The sequence below is a fragment of the Micromonospora sp. NPDC005174 genome (assembly GCF_040608495.1).
In the GTDB taxonomy this organism is placed as follows: Bacteria; Actinomycetota; Actinomycetes; order Mycobacteriales; family Micromonosporaceae; genus Micromonospora.
This window is the reverse complement of sequence record NZ_JBEXIJ010000048.1, coordinates 19,039-39,615: the sequence shown is the minus strand read 5'-3', so window position 1 is coordinate 39,615 and position 20,577 is coordinate 19,039. Positions and strand designations below refer to the sequence as shown.

The following is a 20,577-nucleotide window of genomic DNA, read 5'->3' as shown; positions in this document are numbered from 1 at the left end:
CGTGATCACCGCGCTGGTGTGCGGCAACGCCTCCAACGAGGCGAACGTCGCGCCACCCTTGAAGTCCACCAGGACGAAGTTCAGCTCCTCCGACGGGTGGCGCGTCGCCAGCGCCGCGACGATCGTCCGTAGCAACTCGCTCTTGCCGGAGCCGGTCGCGCCGATGAGCAGGCCGTGCGGTCCCATCCCCGCCCGGGCCGACTCCTTCAGGTCCAGCACGACGGGCTGCCCGTCCAGCTCGAACCCGATGGGTACCCGGAGGTGCTGCTCCGAACTCGCGGTGGCGGCAGCGCCCTCGAAGGCCGCAAGCGCTGCGTAGTCGGCGAATCCGAGGATCTCCAACGCCTCGTCCCGGGACTCCCAGGCGGCTCGCGCACCCGAGGAGTCCCGGGACACCGGCGGCAGCCCCCACGCCTGGGCGATCATGGAGATCATCGGCGTCGCGCCGTTGGAGACCGCGACGCCGAACTCCGCACCGAGGTCGGGGTCGACGTCGGTCACGGTCAACTCGGGAAGGGCGATGCGGAACGTGCGCCGCCCCTGGATGGCCCAACCGGGCATCGACAGAGGCAGGCGGGCGGCATGGTCCGGGTCGACCCTCGACTCCCGCGGATCCGACAGGCGGGTCTCGATCCGCAGCTGCGGCAGCTCGATCAGCTCCTGCGGAATGGACCGCCAACTGCGCTCGACCACAGCGAGGTGGAACCCGTACCCCAGGCCCTTGTTGGCCAGCTCGACGACCCGCCCGGTGAAGTCGGGTTGCAGCGCGACGAAGTCCTGCCATCGGTCCACGACGAGGAAGATGTCCGGCTGCGGGCCCTCGTCCAGGCTGCCGCGTCGCGCCCGGAGACTGGCCGGTGACTCCAACTCGTGCTCACGGAACAGGCGCTTGCGTCGCAGCACGTCGTCCTCGAGCTGGCTCAGCAGCTTGCCCAGCTCGACCACCTGGTCGTCGCCCAGGACCGTCTCGACGTGCGGCAGCTTCCGCATCGGGCCGAGCCAGTTGCCACCCGATTCGAGGCAGTGGAACACGACCTCGTCGGCCGAGTGGGTGAGCGCGAGCCCACTGATGATCGTACGGAGCAGGGTGGTCTTGCCCATCCCGGGACGCCCCACGATCAGCAGGTGCCCCTCCGACGAGGCGAGATCGAGCGTGACCGGTTCCCCGCTCGGCTGGTCGAGGCGATGGTGCAGGCCGACCGGCACCGTGAGCGGCCCACGCTGACGCCACTCGACGGCGCACAGCTTCACGTCGTCCCGGGCCCGCAACGGGCCCAGCAGATCACCGAGACGCGGATCGCGAGGGTCGCGCGGATCGCGCGGCCGGTGATGGCCGTCGCGGGACAACGCGATGTGCACCTCGCTGCTCGCGCGGCCGAACTGGCACGGCGACTGCTCGGTCGTCCGCTTGGGCAGCTCCAACTGCACGTACCGCCACAGGTCCTCGGGGGTGATCCGGCCCCGACCGGTCAGGTCGGCGGCGCCGGTGCTCAGGCCCTCGATGATCGTCTCGGTGAAGGCGGAGCGTTGCCGGGGCGTGGCGGCCGTTGCCGGTTGCCCGTCGACGGCGCGCTCGACGGCGTTCGTCGCGGTGATGACGTAGCGGCCGTCACCGGTCTTCAGCTCCCCGTCGAGATCGAGATCCGCCGGAGACTTGGCCTGGTCGAAGGCACCGCTGTAGCAGCAGTCGAGCAGGAGGACCGAACTGGCGGCCTCGGACTCGTCGAGCAACTCGTGCACGAAGGACGCGGATATCGACGTCGACGACAGGCAGTCGACCTCGGTGTTGGCGACCGCCAGGTAGAGCCGGCCCCGCTTGCCGCGGCGGATACCGTGCCCGGAGAAGTAGAGCAGGATCAGGTCTTCCGGCCCGGCGCTGCGCAGCATCGTCTCCATGGTGCGCTCCACCGAGCTCTTCGACTCGTTCTCCAGCAGCACCGTGCGGTCGAAGGCCCCGATGTTGGCGTCGGCCAGCAGACTCTGCAGGTCACGAGCCTCCTCTCGCGGCGCGTAGAGGTCGGCCAACGAGTCGTCGATGTAGCGGTCGTTGGCGATGAGCAGAGCCAGGCGCTGTCCCATCGTCTACCTCCCGTCACCGCCGCGGCGCTCGCCCGGGGCGATCACCGCCTGCTCGGAGCCGGACGAGGCGAGGGCCGCGTCGGGCCGGTGCGGCGTCCGGATGATCCGCGCCAGCTCGGCGACGAGGAGTGGATCGTCGATCCGGGTGCTTCCCGTGATCACCAACTCGGTCTCGCCGCTGCGTACGGTGATCGACCGCGCTCTGGTCCGTTCGGTGTAGGCGATCGCGACCTGGACGATCGCGCGCATCGTGGTGGCCGAGAAGAGACCACCCACCACCAGCATTCCCAGCTCCCACGCCTCGGGTGACTTCGTCCCCGGACCGGGTACGGGACCGGACGCCGGGGTCACCCGTATCCGGGAGACCGCCCGCAGGTCCTCGGCGAGCCCCTGGGTGAGGGTGTCGAGTCGTTCGGCGGGCATCGGGTGCTCCGGTTCCACGACCATCGTCAGCTCCACCGTCGCCACCCCTTCCGGCACCCGTCCGCCCACCCTCCACATTCAACACCAAGCCGGCACCTCGCTCATTCCCCGAACAGGAGCGGCGGCCCGTGGGCCCGGACGACGGGGGGCAGATCAACCGACGGTCGTCTATGGACAGGGCGGCCTGTTAACGCTAACGTAACGACGGCCGTTGATAACTGACCGTCACTAGGCCCTCTACCTGCTGGTCCTGGTTGCGCGGTCGACGTCGTTCGCGGCGCGGGCAGGTGGAGCGTGGCCGGCACGGGACGGCCCGAGATCACCACCGGGCGACCCGCGCCGAGGGCCGGACGATGGATGCCTGACCACGGGCGCCCCCGGGTCGGCATCACCCCCTGCGGCCAGGAGCCGTGGTCGTCCATCTGCCCCCGCGCGTCTGCTCCACACCACAGCCACCGTCACCGCCGACCGCCGCGCCCCCGGGCCGGGTCGTGGGCGGCGACCGTAACGCCGCGTACCCGTCTCCCGTGGTCCGCCGACCACACCGTCCGCACGCGCCTGCCCGGCGCCGGACAGCTCGGGAATCGCCGTACGCGCCCGCGGACCGGGCCACGTCCCGCCGTTCCCCCTGCTCAGAGTCCGGGCCCGAGCAGGGGGAACGGGTCGCGGTCCAGCACACCCCCACCTCTCACCGTCAAGGAGAGCACGTGCGACTCAGACAACTCCGCCACCGGCGTCCGGCGCTCGCCGCCGTGGCCGCCACACTCGTGCTCACCGGCGCCGCCACCATCCAGACCGGCGCCTCGGCGGCCGCGGCCGGGTGCCAGGTCACCTACGCGGTCAACTCGCAGTGGCAGGACGGCTTCGGTGCCAACGTCACCATCACCAACCTGGGGGACGCCGTCAACGGATGGCGACTGACCTGGAACTTCGCCGCCGGTCAGACCGTCACCCAGCTCTGGAACGGCAGCTACACACAGGCGGGTAGCCAGCTCACCGTCACCAACGTCGCCTACAACGCCAGCATCCCCACCAACGGCAGCACGAGCTTCGGCTTCAACGGCAGTTGGACCGGCAGCAACCCGACGCCGACCTCCTTCGTCCTCAACGGCACGACCTGCAACGGCGTGGTGGACCCGACCACGCCGCCGCCGACCACGCCGCCTCCCACCACGCCGCCTCCCACCACCCCGCCACCGACGACGCCACCACCCACCACGCCGCCGCCGACGACTCCGCCACCCACCACCCCGCCGCCGACCACGACACTGCCCTGCGACATCTACACGGCGGGCGGCACTCCCTGCGTCGCGGCGCACAGCACCACCCGCGCCCTGTACGCCTCCTACAACGGCTCGCTCTACCAGGTCCGCCGTTCGTCGGACAACACCACCCGCAACATCGGCGTGCTCAGCGCGGGCGGGCGGGCCAACTCCACGACCCAGGACAGTTTCTGCGCCAACACCACGTGCGTCATCACGGTGATCTACGACCAGTCGGGGCGCGGCAACAACCTCGGCTACCAGGGAGCCGGGGGCATCGGGGGCGCCGTACAGCCCGCGGTCGCGACCCGGGAGTCGTTGACTGTCGGCGGAAACAGGGTCTACTCGCTCTACATCAACGGCAACAGCAGCTACTGGCGTGACGGGCACCTGACCGGCATCCCGACCGGCGCCGCACCCGAGGGCATGTACATGGTCACCAGCGGTACGCACGTCAACAGCGGCTGCTGCTTCGACTACGGCAACAGCGAGACCACCCGCCGCGCCGACGGCCGAGGCACGATGGACGCCATCTACTTCGGCACGAGCTGCTGGTTCGGTGGCTGCTCGGGCAGCGGCCCCTGGGTGCAGGCCGACCTGGAGTGGGGACTGTTCCCGGGCGGCAGCAGCTCGTGGAACCCCAACCAGCGGGCATTCAACAGCAAGTTCGTCACCGCGACGCTGAAGAACAACGGCACGACGCGCTTCGCCATCAAGGGCAGCAACGCCCAGTCCGGAAACCTCTACACGCTCTGGGACGGCTCGCTGCCCTCGGGCTACAACCCGATGAGGAAGCAGGGCGCCATCATCCTGGGCAGCGGTGGCGACTGCTGCATCGACAACTCCAACCAGAGCGTCGGCACCTTCTACGAGGGCGCCATGGTCGCCGGCTACCCGTCCGACGCGACCGAGAACGCGGTGCAGGCGAACATCGTCGCCGCCGGCTACCGCTGAGAGTGCGTGGCCGCCGCCGCAGCGCACGACGGCGGCCACGAGCGGGCGCACACGCCCACACGGCCCGGCCCGGGAGTGGTCCCGGGCCGGGCCGCCCGAGGCATTCAGGCCGCGCGCCCGCCCGCATTCATCGGGTACGACCTCAGCCGCGCGTCCACTTCTGACTGTTGCCGCCGTTGCAGGCGGCGAGCACCACCTGGGTGCTGTTGGCCGTCCCACCGGCGTTCGGCGAGAGGCACAGACCGGACTGCACACCGGTGACGGAGCCGTCGGTGTTGAGGTTCCACTGCTGGTTGGTTCCACCGGTGCAGTCCCAGATGATCACCCGGGTTCCCGCGGTCGTCCCAGCGCCCTCGGCGTCGAGGCACTTGTTGCCGTACACCTGGAGCTGCCGGCTCGCGGTCGCGGCCCACTGCTGGTTGACGCCGGAGTTGCAGTCCCACAGCGCCACCTGGGTGCCGTTCGTCCGGGACTGCGCCGGGACGTCCAGACAGCGGCTGGCGGCGGAGTTGCGCAACGGACCGGTCGTGCCACCCGGGGGCGTGGTCGTCGGGGGCGGCGTCGTCGCGCCGGTGGTGTCGAAGCCGAGGAACCGGATGGCCTGCGCGGCGTCGAACGGGATGGAGTGGCCGTAGCCCTGGAAGCTGATCGCCTCGACCGGCGCGGTGCCGCCGGTGCCCCCGTAGCGGGTGCGGGTGGCACTGGTCTGCGGGTAGTCGGTGTAGCTCGGGGTCTGGGAGACACCCTGCACGTTGGTCCACTGCTTGATCTGCTCGCCGAAGTTGACGTAGCTCAGCGTGGTGTCCGTGGTGCCGTGCCAGATCTGGAACCGGGGACGCTTGCCCGTGTAGCCGGGGTACGCGTTGCGCACCAGATCGCCCCACTGCTGCGGGGTTCTGACGATCCGCCCGCCGGAGCACTCGCTGTTCCACTCGGCGCCGTTCGTGGTGGCGAAGCAGCCGAACGGGACGCCGGAGGAGCTGACTCCGGCGTTGAACAGGTCCGGGTAGAGACCGACCATCACGTTGGTCATCATGGCGCCCGAGGAGAAGCCGGCGACACCGATACGGTCCGGGTCGACCGGGTAGCGGCTCCGGACGTAATCGATCATGGACTTGAGGCCGACCGGGTCGCTGCCACCGTCACGCCGCAGAGCCTGCGGGGAGGAGACGTCCCAGCACTTGCTGCTCCGGGTGACGGACGGGTAGATCACGATGTAGCCGTAGCGGTCGGCCAGCGTGCTGAGTCCGAACCCGCTGTGTACGGCCGGGCCGCTGCCGGTGCAGTAGTGCAGGGCGAGCAGGAGAGCCGGGCGGGCCGCCACCCGGTCCGGCACGTACAGGTGCATCTGCAGGTTCGTCGGATTGGTGCCGAAGTTGGTCACCTGGGTGAGCGTCGCGGCCGACGCCGGGGTGGCGACCGTGACCACGGCCGTCATCGTCGCCAGAGCCGTCGCCAGTGCGGCGGCCAGCAGTGCGAACCTCGTTCTCATGGGCGGTTCCTTCTTGGTTGGTGGCAGCGGGGTGGTGGAGGTGCCGCACGGGAAGGACGTCCGGACCGGTCGTCCGGGAGACGTCCACGGGAGCGTGCGACGTCGGCCGCGCGTTGCCGGCGGCTGTTGACAGGTCCTGAAGCGACGTCCACATGCCCTGGGGGACGTCGGGAGTGCGAGGTCCGAAGCGGTGGCTCGCCCGGTGAGCCGTCGATGCTGTCGTCCTCGACATCGACTGTGAGCGATAACATCCTGTTCGTCAAGCCGTGTCGAAGGTGGCGTGAGCGCTCGACCGGCGCGCCTGTCGAGGTGTCAGCCCGCGCGGCGACGCCGATCGGCGGCAGGCATCATGTCGGCGTGAACTCAACCCTGGCCGCTCTGCTCGGCTCCGCGATCACCGCCTTCGCCTCACTGCTCGTGGTGTGGGTGCACAGCCGGGTCAAGCGGCGGCAGCGCGAGCGGGCCGAGCTTCAGCGGGCGTACGTCCTGGTGCTGTCCGGCGCGCTGCGCCTCGCGCACAAGGCCGAGGCGTTGCGGCAGACCGGGTACTGGCGGTCGGGTCTGCCGGAGGCGGGCAACGGCCTGCTCGGCGGGCACAAACCGCTGGGGCCGATGGCGCTGCACGACTGGCTGACCCGGGACATGACCACCGTGGAGGCCGCCTGGTCGGAGATCTGGACGCGCGCGGACCAGGACGGCGTCGCTCTGGCCAACGGGCTCATGACCGCGTACAACGCCGTACTGGCCGCCGCGTTGCAGGCCAGCGGCAGGGAACCGTTCGAGGCGTCGGACGAGATGACCATCGCCAGCCGCCGCCTCGGCGAGGCACGTCGGCACCTCGCCCTGCACGCCCGCCGGGTCGTCAAGCTGGGCCCGCGCGACATCGACCTGTTCACCGAGCGCGAGCACGGCGTACCGGTGGGCTGACGTCCCGCGCGGTCGGCGCCGACGGGTCACCGGGCCGGTCGGGGACGTCGACGCGGACAGCGCCTGTCGCGAAAGGGCCGCCACCGTCCGTGACGGTGGCGGCCCTTTGGTGCGTCGGACGTCAGCGCCGCTCGGGTGCGACCTTCGACGCGGCCTCCGTGGATACCTGGTCGATCGCGGGTGCCCCGTCGACCGCGTCGGCGGCCACCGCGACCGACGTGGCCGCGTCCGGCAGGTCGAGACTGGTCCGCAGGGTCACCGGCCTGAGCAGGAGCGCGGCGATGACGCCGACCACCCCGATGGCCGCCGAGATGAGGAAGATGTGTCCGGTGGCGTCGCCGTACGCGGCCCGCACGATGTGCTGAACCCCGTCCGGCAGCGCGGTGATGTTGAGGTTGCTGTCGCCGCCACTGCCGGAGGTGGGGATACCGGCGGCGGTCAGGTCGCGCGTGATCTGGTCGGTGACCCGGTGGGCGAGCACCGCACCGAGCACCGAGACGCCGACGGCGCCGCCGAGTGACCGGAAGAACGCGACGCTGGAGCTGGCCGCGCCGATGTCCTTGAGGGCCACCGTGTTCTGGACGGCGAGGACGAGGTTCTGCATGGTCATGCCGACGCCGGTGCCGACGATGAACATGCCGATGCCGACCAGCACGAGAGACGTCTCGTGGTCGATGGTGCCGAGCAGGCCGAACCCGGCGACGAGGATGATCGAGCCGGCGACGATGTACGGCTTGATCCGGCCGGTCCGGGTGATCAGCCGGCCGGCGATGATCGAGGAGCCGAGGACACCGGCCATCAGCGGGATGGTGAGCAGGCCGGCCTCCGTCGGGCTGTAACCGCGGCCGATCTGGAAGTACTGACCCAGGAAGACCGCGCCGCCGAACATGGCCATGCCGACCGCGAGGCTGCCCAGGATGGCCAGGGCGGTGGTGTGCTGACGCACGATGCTGAGCGGGACGACGGGCTCGGCCGCCCGCGACTCGACCCAGACCGCCAGGGCGAGCAGGAGGAGTGAGCCGACCACCATTGCCGCGCTCTGCCACGACACCCAGGCGAACGAGCTGTCGACGAAGGAGATCCAGATCAGCAGCACGCTCACGCCGGCGGCGATCAGGCTCGCACCCAGGTAGTCGATCTTGACGTTGTCCCGCCGGAACGTCGGTAGGTGCAGGGTCACCTGGAGCAGGATCAGCGCGACGACGGCGACCGGCACCCCCACGAAGAAGCACCAGCGCCAGCCGAGCCAGGACGTATCGACGATGAGTCCGCCGAGCAGCGGGCCACCGACTGTCGCCACCGCCATGACGCCGCCGAGGTAGCCGTTGTAGCGACCCCGCTCGCGCGGCGGGATCATGGCGGCGATCGCCACCTGGACGAGCGCCTGGAGGCCGCCGACCCCGATGCCCTGGAACGCGCGGGCCGCGATGAGCTGACCCGCGCTCTGCGAGAAGCCCGCGATGACCGAGCCCAGCAGGAAGACCACGATGGCGACCTGGATGAGGAGCTTCTTGTTGAACAGGTCGGCCAGCTTGCCCCAGATCGGGGTGGTGGCCGTCGCGGTGAGCAGGGTGGCGGTGACCACCCAGGTGTACTGGGTCTGGGAGCCGTTCAACGCGCCGATGATCTTGGGAAGCGCGGTCGAGACGACCGTACTGCTCAACATCGCGACGAAGAGCACCAGCAGCAGACCGCTGAGCGCCTCGAGGGTCTGCCGATGGCTCATCGGCTCGGCGCCGGCCGTGGTGGTGGGTGCGCTCATCGCGCGGCCTCCCGCTTGTCGTGGGTTCCGAAACGACAACCAGGAGTACGCGGATGACGTGCAGCGGGCATCCGCACACCTGAGTTGGTTGCCTCACGCAAGCATCTACCGATCTTGCCCATTCGGCAAGTTTGCCCATTGAGAAGCCGATCACTCGACGTACGCTGACGGCGATGGACGAGATCACCGGCCTGCGGGAGCGCAAGAAGGCAGCCACCCGCCTCGCCCTGCACGAGTCAGCCCTGCGCCTCGCCGCCGAGCAGGGCCCCGACGGCGTGACGGTCGAAGCGATCGCCGACGCCGCCAACGTCTCCCGGCGGACGTTCTCGAACTACTTCTCCAACAAGGAGGAGGCGCTCTTCTACGGCGACACGCTGCGCCTGCGCCGACTGTTGCAGTTGGTGCGTGAGCGGCCGGACGGCGAGCCGCCGTGGACCGTGCTGAGCCGGGCGGCCGAGCACTTCACCGCGGAGACGTCGCGCGAGCGCGACCACGGTTGGCTGACCCGACGTCGACAGTTGCGCGGGCATCCGGGCCTGGCCGCGCACCAGGTCGCGGCGTACACCGCGATCGAGCGCGAGTTGGCCGCCGAGCTCGCACAGCGTCTCACCGGTGCGGAGGTGGCGCTGCGCGCCCGCCTGTTGACCGCTACCTTCCTGGCCGTCCTGCGCGTCGCCATCCAGCACTGGATCGACCACCCGGGCCACGACCTGCTGGAGATCGTGCGAACCGCGCTCAGCGAGGTCGCTCCCCCGCCGGCCGCAGGGCCGGCGGGGGAGCCGAGGTCCTGATCGGCGTCAGCGGTAGCCGGCGCCCACCACATTCGCCTGGACCGCGTTCTCGGTCGCGTCGGACGGGTAACCCGCGACCATGGCCCCTTCGTAGAACGTTCCGGCGCTCAGGTTCGCGCCTCCGTCGGGCTTGCAGCAGTCGCCGCCGCTGCCCAGGATGATCGCGCCCTGCTTCTTCATCGGGCTGTAGCCGGACGGCAGGGAGCCGTCCCACAGCGTGTAGAGGCTGCCCGACTGCGCGTCACTGCCCTTCATCGCGAAGCGGGACGTGCCGTTGTTCTTCAACGTCGCCGTGACGAACTTGCTGGTGAACGCCCGCTGGTTCGGGTTCCACGAGCTGCTGCCACCCGGGAACAGACCCCACTCCAGGTCGGCCTGCACCCACGGACCGCTGCCGGAGCAGCCACCGAACCAGCACTGCTTGCCGAAGTTGATGGCGTCCATCGCGCCAGCGGCGTCGGCCTTACGCGTCGTCTCGCTGTTGCCGTAGTCGAAGCAGCAGCCACTGTTGACGTGCGTACCGCTGGTGACCATGTACATGCCCTCCGGCGCGGCACCGGTCGGTACGCCGGTCAGGTGCCCGTCACGCCAGTAGCTGTTACCCGGGTTGATGTAGAGCGAGTACGCCTTGGTGCCGCCCACCGTCAGGGACTCGGTGGTCGCGGTGGCCGGCCTGCTCTGCGGCGAGCCCGGAACAACGCTCGACCCCTGGTACCAGAGGTCGTTGCCGCGCCCGGACTGGTCGAACACGACAGTGATCACGCAGGTCGTGCCGGAGCAGAACGAGTCCTGCGTCGCCGCGTTGGCGGTGCCGCCCGTGCCGGTCAGACCGATGTTGCGGGTGGTGTTGTCCGACGAGCGTCGGACCTGGTAGAGGTTGCCGGCGTACGCCGCGTAGAGGGCTCGCGTCGTGCTGTGGGCCGCCACGCACGGGGTGCCGCCGGAGGCGTAGATGTCGCACGGGCGCGCGCCGCTCGGCGGTGGGGTCGTCGTCGGTGGGGTCGTGGTCGGCGGAGTCGTGGTCGGTGGGGCGGTGGGCGAGGTCCACTGTTGGTTGGCGCCGCCGTTGCAGGCCCAGAGGATCAGCTTGGTGCCGTTCGCGGTGGCCGCGCCGTTCGCGTCGAGACACAGCCCCGACTGCACACCGGTGATGGTGCCGTTGCTGTTGACGTTCCACTGCTGGTTGGTCTGGCCGTTGCAGTCCCAGATGATCGCCTGCGTGCCGTTGGTGGTGCCTCGGCCGGACGCGTCCAGGCACTTGTTGCCGTACACCGAGAGCTGCTTGCTCGACGTCCAGGTCCAGGTCTGACCGGCCGCGCCGTTGCAGTCCCACAGCTGGGCCTGAGTGCCGTTGGTCGTGCTGGAGTTGGGAACCTCGACGCATCGACCGGACGGGACGCCGACGATCGTGGTGCTCTGCCCGGGCACGATGGCCGCCGCCATGGCGGCGGCCTCCGCGGCGGACGACGAGGCACCGGCCGTCGCGCCGACGGTGACGAGGACGAGGGCGCCGGCCACCGCGCCGGCCAGGACGGCCAGGCGCGGGAGGCGACGTCTCGGGATGGGTTCGCGGGCCAGGCCGGGCCCGGAGGGGGACGGGGTACGCACGGGATGCTCCTGGAGAGTCGTGGCAGCGCATGGGGTGTGCCGACGCGCCGCGGAGGTGGTGGCGGGGCTGGCGAATCGATTCGTGACGATCGTATGAGCGCGTTTTGATCAGTGTCAATGAAAGCCCGGTCGACGGGATTCCGGCGGTGGCCGCCCGTGCCGGCGGCCACCGCCGGGGCTCGCGTGCTGCCTACCGCCCCCAGATCCGCCAGGTCTGGTTCAGCGGGCTGCCCTGGCTGACGGCGTTGCAGGGCCACTGGATGACCGACGCGCGGGCCGCCGTGGAGACCCCGTTGACGTCGACGCACTTGCCACTGTGCCGGGCCACGAGTTGGTAGTCGTGCGCATCGTTGCCGGAGTAGGTCACCTTCCGGAGGGCGAACTGCTGGTTCGTGGCGTTCTGGCAGGTCCGCTGGATGACCGCGGCGGAGTTGGCGGTGGAAGCGCCGCTGACGTCGAGGCACTTGCCGCTCTGCTGGTTGACCACCGTGTACGTGTTGGCCACGCCGGCGACCGGCTGGAAGTTCCAGAGCTGCTGGTCACCGCCCTCGCAGTAGAACTGCTGCTGCGCGTTGCCGTCGGCGGTGCTCAGGTTGGTGTTGTCCAGGCACTGCTGCGAGTGCTGGGCGACCGCCACCGACTGGAAGCCGGCGTCGGAGGGCGGCAGCAGGGTCACCGTGTACGTGTCGTTCTGGTTGCCGTACGGCAGCGTCACCGTGGCGTTGTTGTTGGACAGGTTGACGACGGTGTTCGAGACCGTGACCGGTCCCTGCACCGCGCCACCGTTGTTGTACGGGATGCGCTGCGTGAGCACCCGCACCTGGTTGTTCTGCACCACGCCACTCGTCGTGTCGAGACGTTGCAGGTTGACGGCCAGGTTCCCGGTCGTACGACCGCCGCCGACCAGGACCTTCGCCACCCCGCTCGCCTTCGTGGCGTACGCGTCGTAGGACTGGCTGCCGGTCACCGCCACGATCTGCCCTGCCTGGGAGGCGTAGTAGCGGTAGACCCACCACTCCCCCTTGGGCTGGTGCTGACCGGCCGAGTTGCGGACCAGCAGGTTGCCGAGGTCGTTGTGCAGGTTGCCGGCGCTGGCCCAGTTGGCCCGCAGACCGTCCGCCCCGGCGCGCTCCAGACGCGAGATGTACCAGGCGCCGTCGGCGGGGTTCTGCTCGTTGGACGCCCCGTACTCGTTGATCTGGTAAGGACGGGGATGCGGGATGCCGCGCGGATCGAGTGTGGCGTTGGCGGCCGCGACGTTGGCGACCGGGTCACCCGGCAGGGAGTGCCAGCTGATGATGTCCGGCACGGTGTTCGTCGAGCGGACGAAGTCGAGGTACTGGTTCCAGAACGCGTGCGAGGTCGACGGCACGCAGGCGCAGCTCGGCCCGACGATGAGCTGGTTGGGGAACTCCGTGCGGAGCCGCTGGTACGTGCGTCGCCAGAGTTCGAGGTACTGGGAGATCGGCCGGTTCCAGAAGATGGTGATGTTGGGTTCGTTCCAGATGTCCCACTGCACGGTCAGCCCGGACGCCCGGACGTCGCCGATGACGCGGTTCAGGAAGTTGTCGTAGTCCGTCCAGTTGCCGTTGTCGCCGGGAAAGCGCGAGATGCCGGCGCCGTCGGCACCCCACAGGTCGTGCGGCAGCAGGATGAACTGCCCGCCGAGGGCGGCGGTCCGGCGCGCCTGGGCGAGGGTGGCGTTCCAGCGGCGGTCGTAGTTTCCGCCGACCCAGCCACTGCCGGGCAGTTGCGCGCCGCCGGCCCGCATGTAGCGGAAGTTGACGTCGCGGTAGAAGTGGTCGGGTGGGCCACTGGCGTTCTCGGTCATGCCGTAGATCCAGCCGGACGCACGGTAGGTCGGCGTGCCGGTGGTCGTGGAGAAGTTCACGCTTATCGACTCGTCGGCGGCCTGGGCGGGGGACGCGGCGACGGTGACGGCCGTGGTGGCGGCGAGCAGGCCGACGACGAGTCGGGCGACGAGCGCGTGCGCTCGGCCGGGCCTGCTGCGGGACGGGGTTTTCACGGGCGGCTCCTTGGTGGGGCGCGGGGACGCTCTCCGGAGGGCTGCGCTTGCGAATCGATTCGCTCGGATCGTAGGTCGGAGACTCACTCATGTCAATGAAATGACGCTCCGGTGAAGCGGGTGTTTCCCAGCGCTACCTGACGGGCGTGGCAACCACCCTTGACCTCCGAGCGCGGACGGTCCTATCTTCGTGCGAACCGTTTCGTCGAATCGGTTCGCCTCATGGTCGGACGTGCTCCGGCCCGCGACGGTCAACCCACGACACCCCACCACCCGATCGAGTTGAAGTGAGGCAGCACATGACACGACTCAACCGACGGCGGCGACTGGCCGCCGTGGCCCTGATAGCACTCGCCGCCGTGACGACCAGCGCCTGCTCGTCGTCGTCCGGGGGCTCCGGCGGCGACGACGGCGGCGCCTACCTCGTCTGGGACCCGTACCCGCAGTTCGCCGACGACTCCGACTGGGTCGCCCTGCTCAAGAAGTGCGGAACCTCGGCGGGCGTGACGGTCGAGCGGACCGGCTACGACACCACCGACCTGACCAACAAGGCGCTGCTCGCGGCCCAGCAGGGCAACTCGCCGGACGTGCTGATCGTCGACAACCCGGTCATCTCGACCCTGGCCGAGGCCGGCGCGCTCACCACGACCGAGGAGAACAAGCTGGACACGTCGAGCATGGAGAAGAACCTGCTCGGCGCCGGCCAGAGCGCCGGCAAGACGTACGGGGTGCCGATCGGCGCCAACACCCTCGCGCTCTACTACAACAAAGACCTGCTGACCGCCGCCGGCGTCGACCCGGCCTCGGTCACGGACTGGACGTCGCTGACCACGGCTTTGACGAAGGTCAAGGCCAAGGGCAAGAAGGGCATCACCTTCTCCGCGATCGGCACCGAGGAGGGCAGCTTCCAGTTCCTGCCCTGGTTCTGGGGATCGGGCGCGCAGTTGACCAGCCTCGACTCGGCGCAGGCGGTGTCCGCGCTGGCGCTGTGGACGGGCTGGCTCAAGCAGGGGCTCGCTCCGAACTCCGTCATCAACAACACCCAGACCACGAGTTGGCAGGAGTTCGCCACCGGCGATTTCGCATTCGCCGAGAACGGCACCTGGCAGCTCGCCAACGCGGAGAAGCTCGGCTTCTCGTACGGCACGATCGCGATCCCGGCCAGCGCGGGTGGACCGGCCCCGGCGCCGACCGGCGGTGAGTTCGTCTCGATCCCCGTGCAGCGCAAGACGGGCCGCTACGCGACGTCGCAGAAGCTCGTCACCTGCCTGACCAGCGCCGACAACCTCCTCACCACGGACACCACGCTCTCCTACGTCGCGCCGGTGGCCGCCGTCCAGGACCGGCAGGCCACCGAGAATCCCAAGCTCAAGGTCTGGGTCGAGGCGGTCCGGGCGGCGAAGGGTCGCACCGGCGACAACCTGGGCACGAAGTACCCGAAGATCTCCGAGCCCCTGTGGACCGCCGTGCAGGCGGCCCTGAGCGGCGGGAAGTCGCCGCAGGAGGCGCTGACCGCCGCCCAGGCGACGGCCGCGAGCAAGTAAGCGCGCCGAATCGACGACATGACCCACACGACGCAGAACTCCAGTACCACGCGGAGCGACGGTGGGGCGGCCGACGCCGCCCCACCCGGCTCTGCCGCGCCTCGCACCCGCCGGCCCGGACGATGGCTGGGATGGGGCTTCCTGGCACCGACGGTCCTCTACCTGCTGGCCTTCTACGCCTACCCGCTCTATCGCAACGTCGAGCTGAGCCTGCGCGAGTACACCGTCCGGTCGTTCGTGCAGGGTGGCGCACCCTTCGCCGGCCTGGACAACTACCGCACCGTCCTGACCGACCCGGCGTTCTGGCCGACGTTGACGCACACCCTGGTCTTCACCGGCGCGTCGCTCGTCTTCCAGTTCGGCATCGGCATGGCCCTGGCGCTCTTCTTCCGCCAACACTTCCCGCTGTCGGCCACCCTGCGGGCGCTGATCCTCGTGCCGTGGCTGCTGCCGCTGATCGTGTCCGCCTCGACCTGGTCGTGGCTGCTCAACAGCGACTCCGGCCTGGTCAACGCCGCGCTCGGCGTCGTCGGGATCGACCCGGTCAACTGGCTCACCTCGCCGACCTGGTCGCTCACCTCGGTGATCATCGCCAACATCTGGATCGGCATCCCGTTCAACCTGGTGGTGCTCTACAGCGGCCTTCAGGCGATTCCGGTCGAGGTGTACGAGGCGTCCGCGCTCGACGGCGCGACCGGCTGGCAACGGTTCTGGTCGATCACGTTCCCGCTGCTGCGCCCGGTCTCCGCGATCACGCTGCTGCTGGGGCTGATCTACACGCTCAAGGTCTTCGACATCATCTGGATCATGACCCGGGGCGGCCCGACCAGCTCGTCGGCCACGCTCGCCACCTGGTCGTACCGTCTCGGCTTCGGCAACCTGCTGCCCGAGTTCGGGCCGGGGGCGGCCGTCGGCAACCTGCTCATCGTGCTGGCGCTGATCGCCGGGCTCTTCTACATCCGGTTCCAACGGAGGCAGCACCTAGGATGATCACGTCACCGCGCCGGGTCTGGTGGAAGACCCTCGTCGGCCTGGTCCTGACCGGGCTGATGCTCTTTCCCGTCTACTGGATGATCAACGTGTCGTTCACCAGGGACCAGGACATGCGGGCGAGCCCGCCGCACCTGTTCCCGACCAACGGCACGCTGGACGGCTACCGGGCCGTCCTCGACCAGCAGCTGCCCTACCTGGGCACCAGTTTCGTGGTCGGGCTCGGGACGGTGGCGCTGACCGTGGCGCTCGCCGCCCCCGCCGGGTACGCGCTCGCGAAGCTGCGGCCACCCGGCGGCCCGGCGCTGAGTTTCCTGCTGCTGATCGCCCAGATGATCCCGGGGATCATCATGGCGATGGGCTTCTACGCCATCTACCTCACCCTCGGCGTCCTCAACACGCTGCCCGGCCTGATCCTGGCCGACACCACACTCGCGGTGCCGTTCGCCGTACTGATCTTCACGGCCTTCATGTCCGGCATTCCCGACGAACTGCTCCAGGCCGCCGTGGTCGACGGCGCGAGTCGACTGCGCACCTTCTGGTCGATCGTGCTGCCGGTCAGCCGCAACTCGATCGTCACGGTGTCACTGTTCGCGTTCCTGTGGTCCTGGTCGGACTTCATCTTCGCCTCGACCCTGGCCGGCGGCGGTGACCACCAGCCGATCACCCTCGGCATCTACCACTACATCGGCAACAACAACCAGCAGTGGAACGCCATCATGGCCACCGCCGTCGTCGCCTCCGTCCCCGCAGCCGTCCTGCTGATCCTGGCCCAGCGGTACGTCTCGATGGGCGTGACCGCCGGCGCCGTCAAGGACTGACCACCCGCACCACAGAAAGGCAGTCGCCACCCATGACCGTCGCCCCGTCCGGTCCGGAGTTCGCCATCCAGGACATCCCGTTCAGCTACCGAGGGTCCTGGCTCAACATCTCCCCCGTGGTCGCCGAGAAGACGTACGCCGACGACCTGCACCTGGTGTCGCACCAGACCGGGCTGCACCCGGTGCTACGCCTCTCCCCCACGGCCCCGGGCACGACGGTCGTCGCCACACCCGCGCTGTTGACCTGGCATGCCGGTCCCGGTCGGATCGACGCCGTCTACGACGGACCGGACACCCTGCGGCTCCGCGGTCGGCACCTCGGCCTGCGAATAGCCGCGGCGGCCGGCACGCTCACCCCGTTCAGCGGCACCTACCTCTACCTCGACCCGGTCGACGGCTCGCACGTGTTCACCTCCTACGAGACCGGGCGTCGCTACCGGGTCACGGTGCTCGCCGGCGCGCTGCGCCGCACCGACGGCGTCGAGGCGCTCGGCACCGCCGACCGGTCCCTGGACCTCACGGGTGACGAGCCCTGGGAGATCGCGATCGAGGAGTACGCCACCGCGCGGCGGCCCTACGCCACGACCGTCGCCTTCGACCAGGTGTGCCGCGACCGCAGCGCCGAGTTCGCCGCGTTCGTCGACGCGGTCGCGCCGTGGCGCGACGAGGACACCCCGGCCGCCGAGCTGGCCGCGTACGTGCTGTGGTCCGCCACTGTCGACCCGGCGGGGTTCGTCACCCGACCCGCCGTCCTGATGTCCAAGCACTGGATGGACAAGGTGTGGAGCTGGGACCACTGCTTCAACGCGATCGCCCTGGCGGCCGGCGAGCCCGAGCTGGCCTGGCACCAGTTCCACCTGCCCTTCGACCACCAGGACGCCGCGGGTGCCCTTCCCGACTCGGTCACCCACTCCGAGGTCCTGCACAACTACGTCAAACCCCCCATCCACGGCTGGGCGCTGCGGCACCTGCGCCGACGCCTCCCCCACCCACCGGACCGGGCGGCGCTCGCGCAGACGTACGACCGGCTGGCCCGCTGGGCCGGGTTCTGGCTGGACGCGCGCCGCGCCCCCGGTGCGGACCTGCCGCACTACCAGCACGGCAACGACAGCGGCTGGGACAACGCCACCACGTTCGACGAGGGTCGGGTCGTGCAGACCGCCGACCTGGCCGCCTTCCTCGTCTCGCAGCTGGACTGCCTGGCCGACCTCGCCACCGAGCTGGGCGTCGAGGCCGACCGGTGGTCCCGGGAGGCCGGCCGAATCCGTACGGCGATGCTCCGGGACCTGTGGGACGGTGAGCGCTTCACGGCCCGCAGCCCGCACACCGGCCAGCAGCGGACCAGCCGTAGCCTGCTCGACCTGATGCCCATCGCGCTCGGCGCCGACCTGCCCACCCCGATCGCCGACGCGCTGGCCCGGGGAGTCGAGCGCCACCTCACCACCCACGGGTTGGCCACCGAGCCGACGGACTCGGCCCACTACGCCGCCGACGGATACTGGCGGGGTCCGATCTGGGCGCCCTCCACCGTGCTGGTCGAGGACGGCCTGCGACGGGCCGGGCACACCGGGATCGCCGACGACATCAGCCAGCGCTTCCTCGCGCTCTGCGAGAAGTCGGGTTTCGCGGAGAACTTCGACGCCGAGACCGGTGCCGGCCTGCGCGACCGGGCGTACACCTGGACCGCCAGCAGCTACCTCATCCTCGCCGCCGCGCACCAGGAACGCCGAGCAGCAGGGCGGTAGCCGGGGCGGTGCGCGACCGGCCGCCACGGTCGCGGGACCGTGGCGGCGGTGGGCGGGTCAGCGGGCCCGGACCGGGCCCGTGCTGGAACGCAACGAGATGGGCGGGCTGTACAGGCGGTGCCGGGGCACGCTGCCGGGGGCCGCGATGATCTCCAGCAGCAGCGCCACCGCCTCGGCGCCCATGTCCCGCATGGGTACGTCCGCAGCCGTCAGCGGCGGGCGGAAGTCCTCCGCCCAGTGCTGTGCGGCGACCCCGGTGACCGAGAAGTCCGCCGGCACGGACAGCCCGGCGCCGGTCAGCGCGCGCTGCATGCCGGGAAGCGCCGCCTCGTTGATGGTGGCCACCGCCGTGACCTCCGGATGCGTCGCCAGCAACTGCTCCACGCACGCCTCGCCGGAGGCGGAGTCGTCACCGCAGCACACGTCGACGCCGGCGAGGCCCCGTTCGGCCACCGCCGCCTGGAAGCCGGCCAGGGCGCGATGGCTGGGGCCGTACCCCGCCGCCACCAGCTCGGCGGATCGGTTCACCAGCGCCACGTGCCGGTGCCCCAGGTCGGCCAGGTGGTGCACGCAGCGCGCGATCAGCCCGGCGTAGTCGATGTCGACCCAACTCATGCCGTGCGCCTCGGCCGTCCGGCCGATCGTGACGAACGGCAGACCCGTACGGGCCAGCCGCGTCACGCGGTCGTCCTCCAACCGGATCTCCATCAACACGACGCCGTCGACGCGACGCCCGGAGACGATCCGCTCGAACGAGCGGTCGTGGTCGCCCCCCGACGGCGACAGCAGGACGTCGAGGTCATGGCGGGCGGCGGCCTCGACGACGCTGGCGACGAAGCCCAACTGCATGTCGGTCAACCGCTGACTCGCCGGCGGGATCACCAACCCGAGGGTGCGGGTACGCCCCTCCTTCAGGGCACGGGCGCTGGCGTTCGGCCGGTAGTCCAGCTCGTCGATGACCGCCTGGATCCGCTGCCGGGTCGCCTCCGACACCGTTCGCTTGCCGCTCAACACGTACGACACCGTGCTGCGGGACACTCCCGCGCGCCGGGCGATCTCCCCGATGTTCATACGCCCCCTCGAATCGACTCCTGCCCCGACGGGACGCGCCCAGCTCCGGTTTCCGAGCATAAGCGTTCCGCGAGCGGCCCCGGACGCCCCGTCCGGCTCATCCCGGACGCCCCAGCCGGTCAGGAATCAAGAAGCACCCGCGCGTCCTTCCGGCCTAGCCTTTTCCCAGGTGGCCGGCACGACGCCGCGCCATGACGAGCGAGAGGGAGCCCGACATGTCCGCGAAGTCCTCCAGCACCGACTCCGACGGCTTCAGCGCCGAGGAGCGTGCCGCGATGAAGGAGCGTGCGGCCGAACTGCGCGCCGAGGGCAAGAAGGGCGCCAAGAAGGCCGACGGGTTGCAGGCGGTCCTCGACCGCATCGCGCAGATGGCGCCCGACGACCGCGCGCTCGCGGAGCGCGTGCACGTGGCGGTGACCACCGCAGCGCCGGAGCTGTCGCCGAAGACGTGGTACGGGATGCCCGCGTACGCCAACGCCGCCGACAAGATCGTCGTCTTCTTCCAGGACTCCGGCAAGTTCAACTACCGGTACTCGACACTGGGCTTCCAGGACGCGGCGAACCTCGACGACGGCGACCTCTGGCCGGTGTCGTACGCCCTGCGGACGTGGAGCCCCGAGGTGGAGAAGCGGGTCGTCGAGCTGGTCCGAGCGGCGGTCTCCTGATCCGCGGCTCTGGTACGCCGTGCGTCCACCGACGATGATCGGTACGTGTCGTTCTGGGAGTTCGTGACGCGCGTCGGCGTACCGCTGATCGTCGTCGTCGGGGCCGCGGTGATCGCGGTCGGCGCGTTCACCGACCCGCCGGAGACCTTCTCCTGGCCGCGCGGCTGGCAGTGGGCGTGGGTGGGGCTGTGGCTCATGGCAAGCGGTGAGGCGGCGTTCGGCACCGAGCGACCGTGGTCCGAGCGTGTCTGGAAGGGCGCCGCAGCCCTGCTCGTCGCGGTGGCCTCTCTGGTCGCCGTCTGGCGGCACCAGCGGTGGCGCAGGCGGGCCGGGCGCACCGACGGCGACCCGGCACGGTAGCCGGCGCACGGGCGGCGACGCGGTGCAGAAGCTGGCCGGCCACCCGTCGCCGGCGGA

General features: G+C 70.2%; 16 protein-coding genes. 9 read left to right on the top strand and 7 right to left on the bottom strand.

Features of this window, described 5'->3' with window-relative positions:
- Together ABZU91_RS31175 and ABZU91_RS31170 are read right to left on the bottom strand one after the other, a co-directional pair.
- Positions 1-2,079 (bottom strand): FtsK/SpoIIIE domain-containing protein (locus ABZU91_RS31175; protein ID WP_355248363.1); only part of this gene is annotated, 2,079 nt, incomplete at its 3' end.
- A gap of 3 nt (positions 2,080-2,082) precedes the next feature.
- Positions 2,083-2,571 (bottom strand): hypothetical protein, encoded by a 489-nt coding sequence (locus ABZU91_RS31170; RefSeq protein WP_355248360.1) that lies wholly within the window; start codon positions 2,569-2,571, stop codon positions 2,083-2,085.
- Positions 2,572-3,209: 638 nt separating this feature from the next.
- Here ABZU91_RS31170 and ABZU91_RS31165 point away from each other — a divergent pair.
- Positions 3,210-4,718, top strand: coding sequence for an arabinofuranosidase catalytic domain-containing protein (locus tag ABZU91_RS31165; protein ID WP_355248357.1), 1,509 nt, complete (start codon positions 3,210-3,212; stop codon positions 4,716-4,718).
- Positions 4,719-4,860: 142 nt separating this feature from the next.
- Here the strand turns inward: ABZU91_RS31165 and ABZU91_RS31160 are convergent, their stop codons facing one another.
- Positions 4,861-6,210: a PHB depolymerase family esterase gene (locus ABZU91_RS31160; RefSeq protein ID WP_355248354.1), complete on the bottom strand. Its 1,350-nt coding sequence runs from the start codon at positions 6,208-6,210 to the stop codon at positions 4,861-4,863.
- A gap of 357 nt (positions 6,211-6,567) precedes the next feature.
- Between ABZU91_RS31160 and ABZU91_RS31155 the strand changes: the two genes are divergently transcribed.
- The gene (locus ABZU91_RS31155; RefSeq protein ID WP_355248351.1) at positions 6,568-7,137 is read left to right on the top strand and encodes a hypothetical protein; all 570 of its coding nucleotides are present in this window, start codon (positions 6,568-6,570) and stop codon (positions 7,135-7,137) included.
- 121 nt (positions 7,138-7,258) lie between these two features.
- Here the strand turns inward: ABZU91_RS31155 and ABZU91_RS31150 are convergent, their stop codons facing one another.
- Complete coding sequence (locus ABZU91_RS31150) at positions 7,259-8,899, bottom strand: MDR family MFS transporter (RefSeq protein ID WP_355248348.1); 1,641 nt, start codon at positions 8,897-8,899, stop codon at positions 7,259-7,261.
- Between the two features lie 173 nt (positions 8,900-9,072).
- Here ABZU91_RS31150 and ABZU91_RS31145 point away from each other — a divergent pair, with 173 nt between their 5' ends.
- On the top strand, positions 9,073-9,690 hold the full coding sequence (locus ABZU91_RS31145) for a TetR family transcriptional regulator (RefSeq protein WP_355248345.1): 618 nt from the start codon (positions 9,073-9,075) through the stop codon (positions 9,688-9,690).
- A 6-nt stretch (positions 9,691-9,696) separates the two neighbouring features.
- Here the strand turns inward: ABZU91_RS31145 and ABZU91_RS31140 are convergent, their stop codons facing one another.
- Positions 9,697-11,298: an arabinofuranosidase catalytic domain-containing protein gene (locus tag ABZU91_RS31140; protein WP_355248342.1), complete on the bottom strand. Its 1,602-nt coding sequence runs from the start codon at positions 11,296-11,298 to the stop codon at positions 9,697-9,699.
- Between the two features lie 190 nt (positions 11,299-11,488).
- Positions 11,489-13,324: an RICIN domain-containing protein gene (locus ABZU91_RS31135; protein WP_355248339.1), complete on the bottom strand. Its 1,836-nt coding sequence runs from the start codon at positions 13,322-13,324 to the stop codon at positions 11,489-11,491.
- Positions 13,325-13,623: 299 nt separating this feature from the next.
- Between ABZU91_RS31135 and ABZU91_RS31130 the strand changes: the two genes are divergently transcribed.
- The 4 genes from ABZU91_RS31130 to ABZU91_RS31115 are packed head-to-tail and all read left to right on the top strand — an operon-like array spanning position 13,624 to position 18,424.
- The gene (locus tag ABZU91_RS31130) at positions 13,624-14,868 is read left to right on the top strand and encodes an extracellular solute-binding protein (protein ID WP_355248336.1); all 1,245 of its coding nucleotides are present in this window, start codon (positions 13,624-13,626) and stop codon (positions 14,866-14,868) included.
- Positions 14,869-14,886: 18 nt separating this feature from the next.
- Complete coding sequence (locus tag ABZU91_RS31125) at positions 14,887-15,858, top strand: sugar ABC transporter permease (RefSeq protein ID WP_355248333.1); 972 nt, start codon at positions 14,887-14,889, stop codon at positions 15,856-15,858.
- Entirely contained in the window at positions 15,855-16,679 is an 825-nt protein-coding gene (locus tag ABZU91_RS31120; protein ID WP_355248330.1) for a carbohydrate ABC transporter permease, read from the top strand. The genes ABZU91_RS31125 and ABZU91_RS31120 overlap by 4 nt, the downstream gene beginning before the upstream one ends.
- Before the next feature lie 32 nt (positions 16,680-16,711).
- A complete protein-coding gene (locus ABZU91_RS31115) occupies positions 16,712-18,424 on the top strand; it encodes a trehalase family glycosidase (RefSeq protein ID WP_355248327.1) in 1,713 nt (570 codons plus the stop codon).
- A 57-nt stretch (positions 18,425-18,481) separates the two neighbouring features.
- On the opposite strand, the gene ABZU91_RS31110 is transcribed toward ABZU91_RS31115, so the two are convergent.
- Positions 18,482-19,495, bottom strand: a complete 1,014-nt coding sequence (locus tag ABZU91_RS31110) for a LacI family DNA-binding transcriptional regulator (protein WP_355248325.1) — start codon at positions 19,493-19,495, stop codon at positions 18,482-18,484.
- Positions 19,496-19,710: 215 nt separating this feature from the next.
- On the opposite strand from ABZU91_RS31110, the gene ABZU91_RS31105 reads away from it, so the two are divergent.
- A complete protein-coding gene (locus ABZU91_RS31105) occupies positions 19,711-20,160 on the top strand; it encodes a hypothetical protein (RefSeq protein ID WP_355248322.1) in 450 nt (149 codons plus the stop codon).
- A 45-nt stretch (positions 20,161-20,205) separates the two neighbouring features.
- On the top strand, positions 20,206-20,520 hold the full coding sequence (locus tag ABZU91_RS31100; RefSeq protein WP_355248319.1) for a hypothetical protein: 315 nt from the start codon (positions 20,206-20,208) through the stop codon (positions 20,518-20,520).
- The last annotated feature ends 57 nt before the right edge of the window (positions 20,521-20,577 follow it).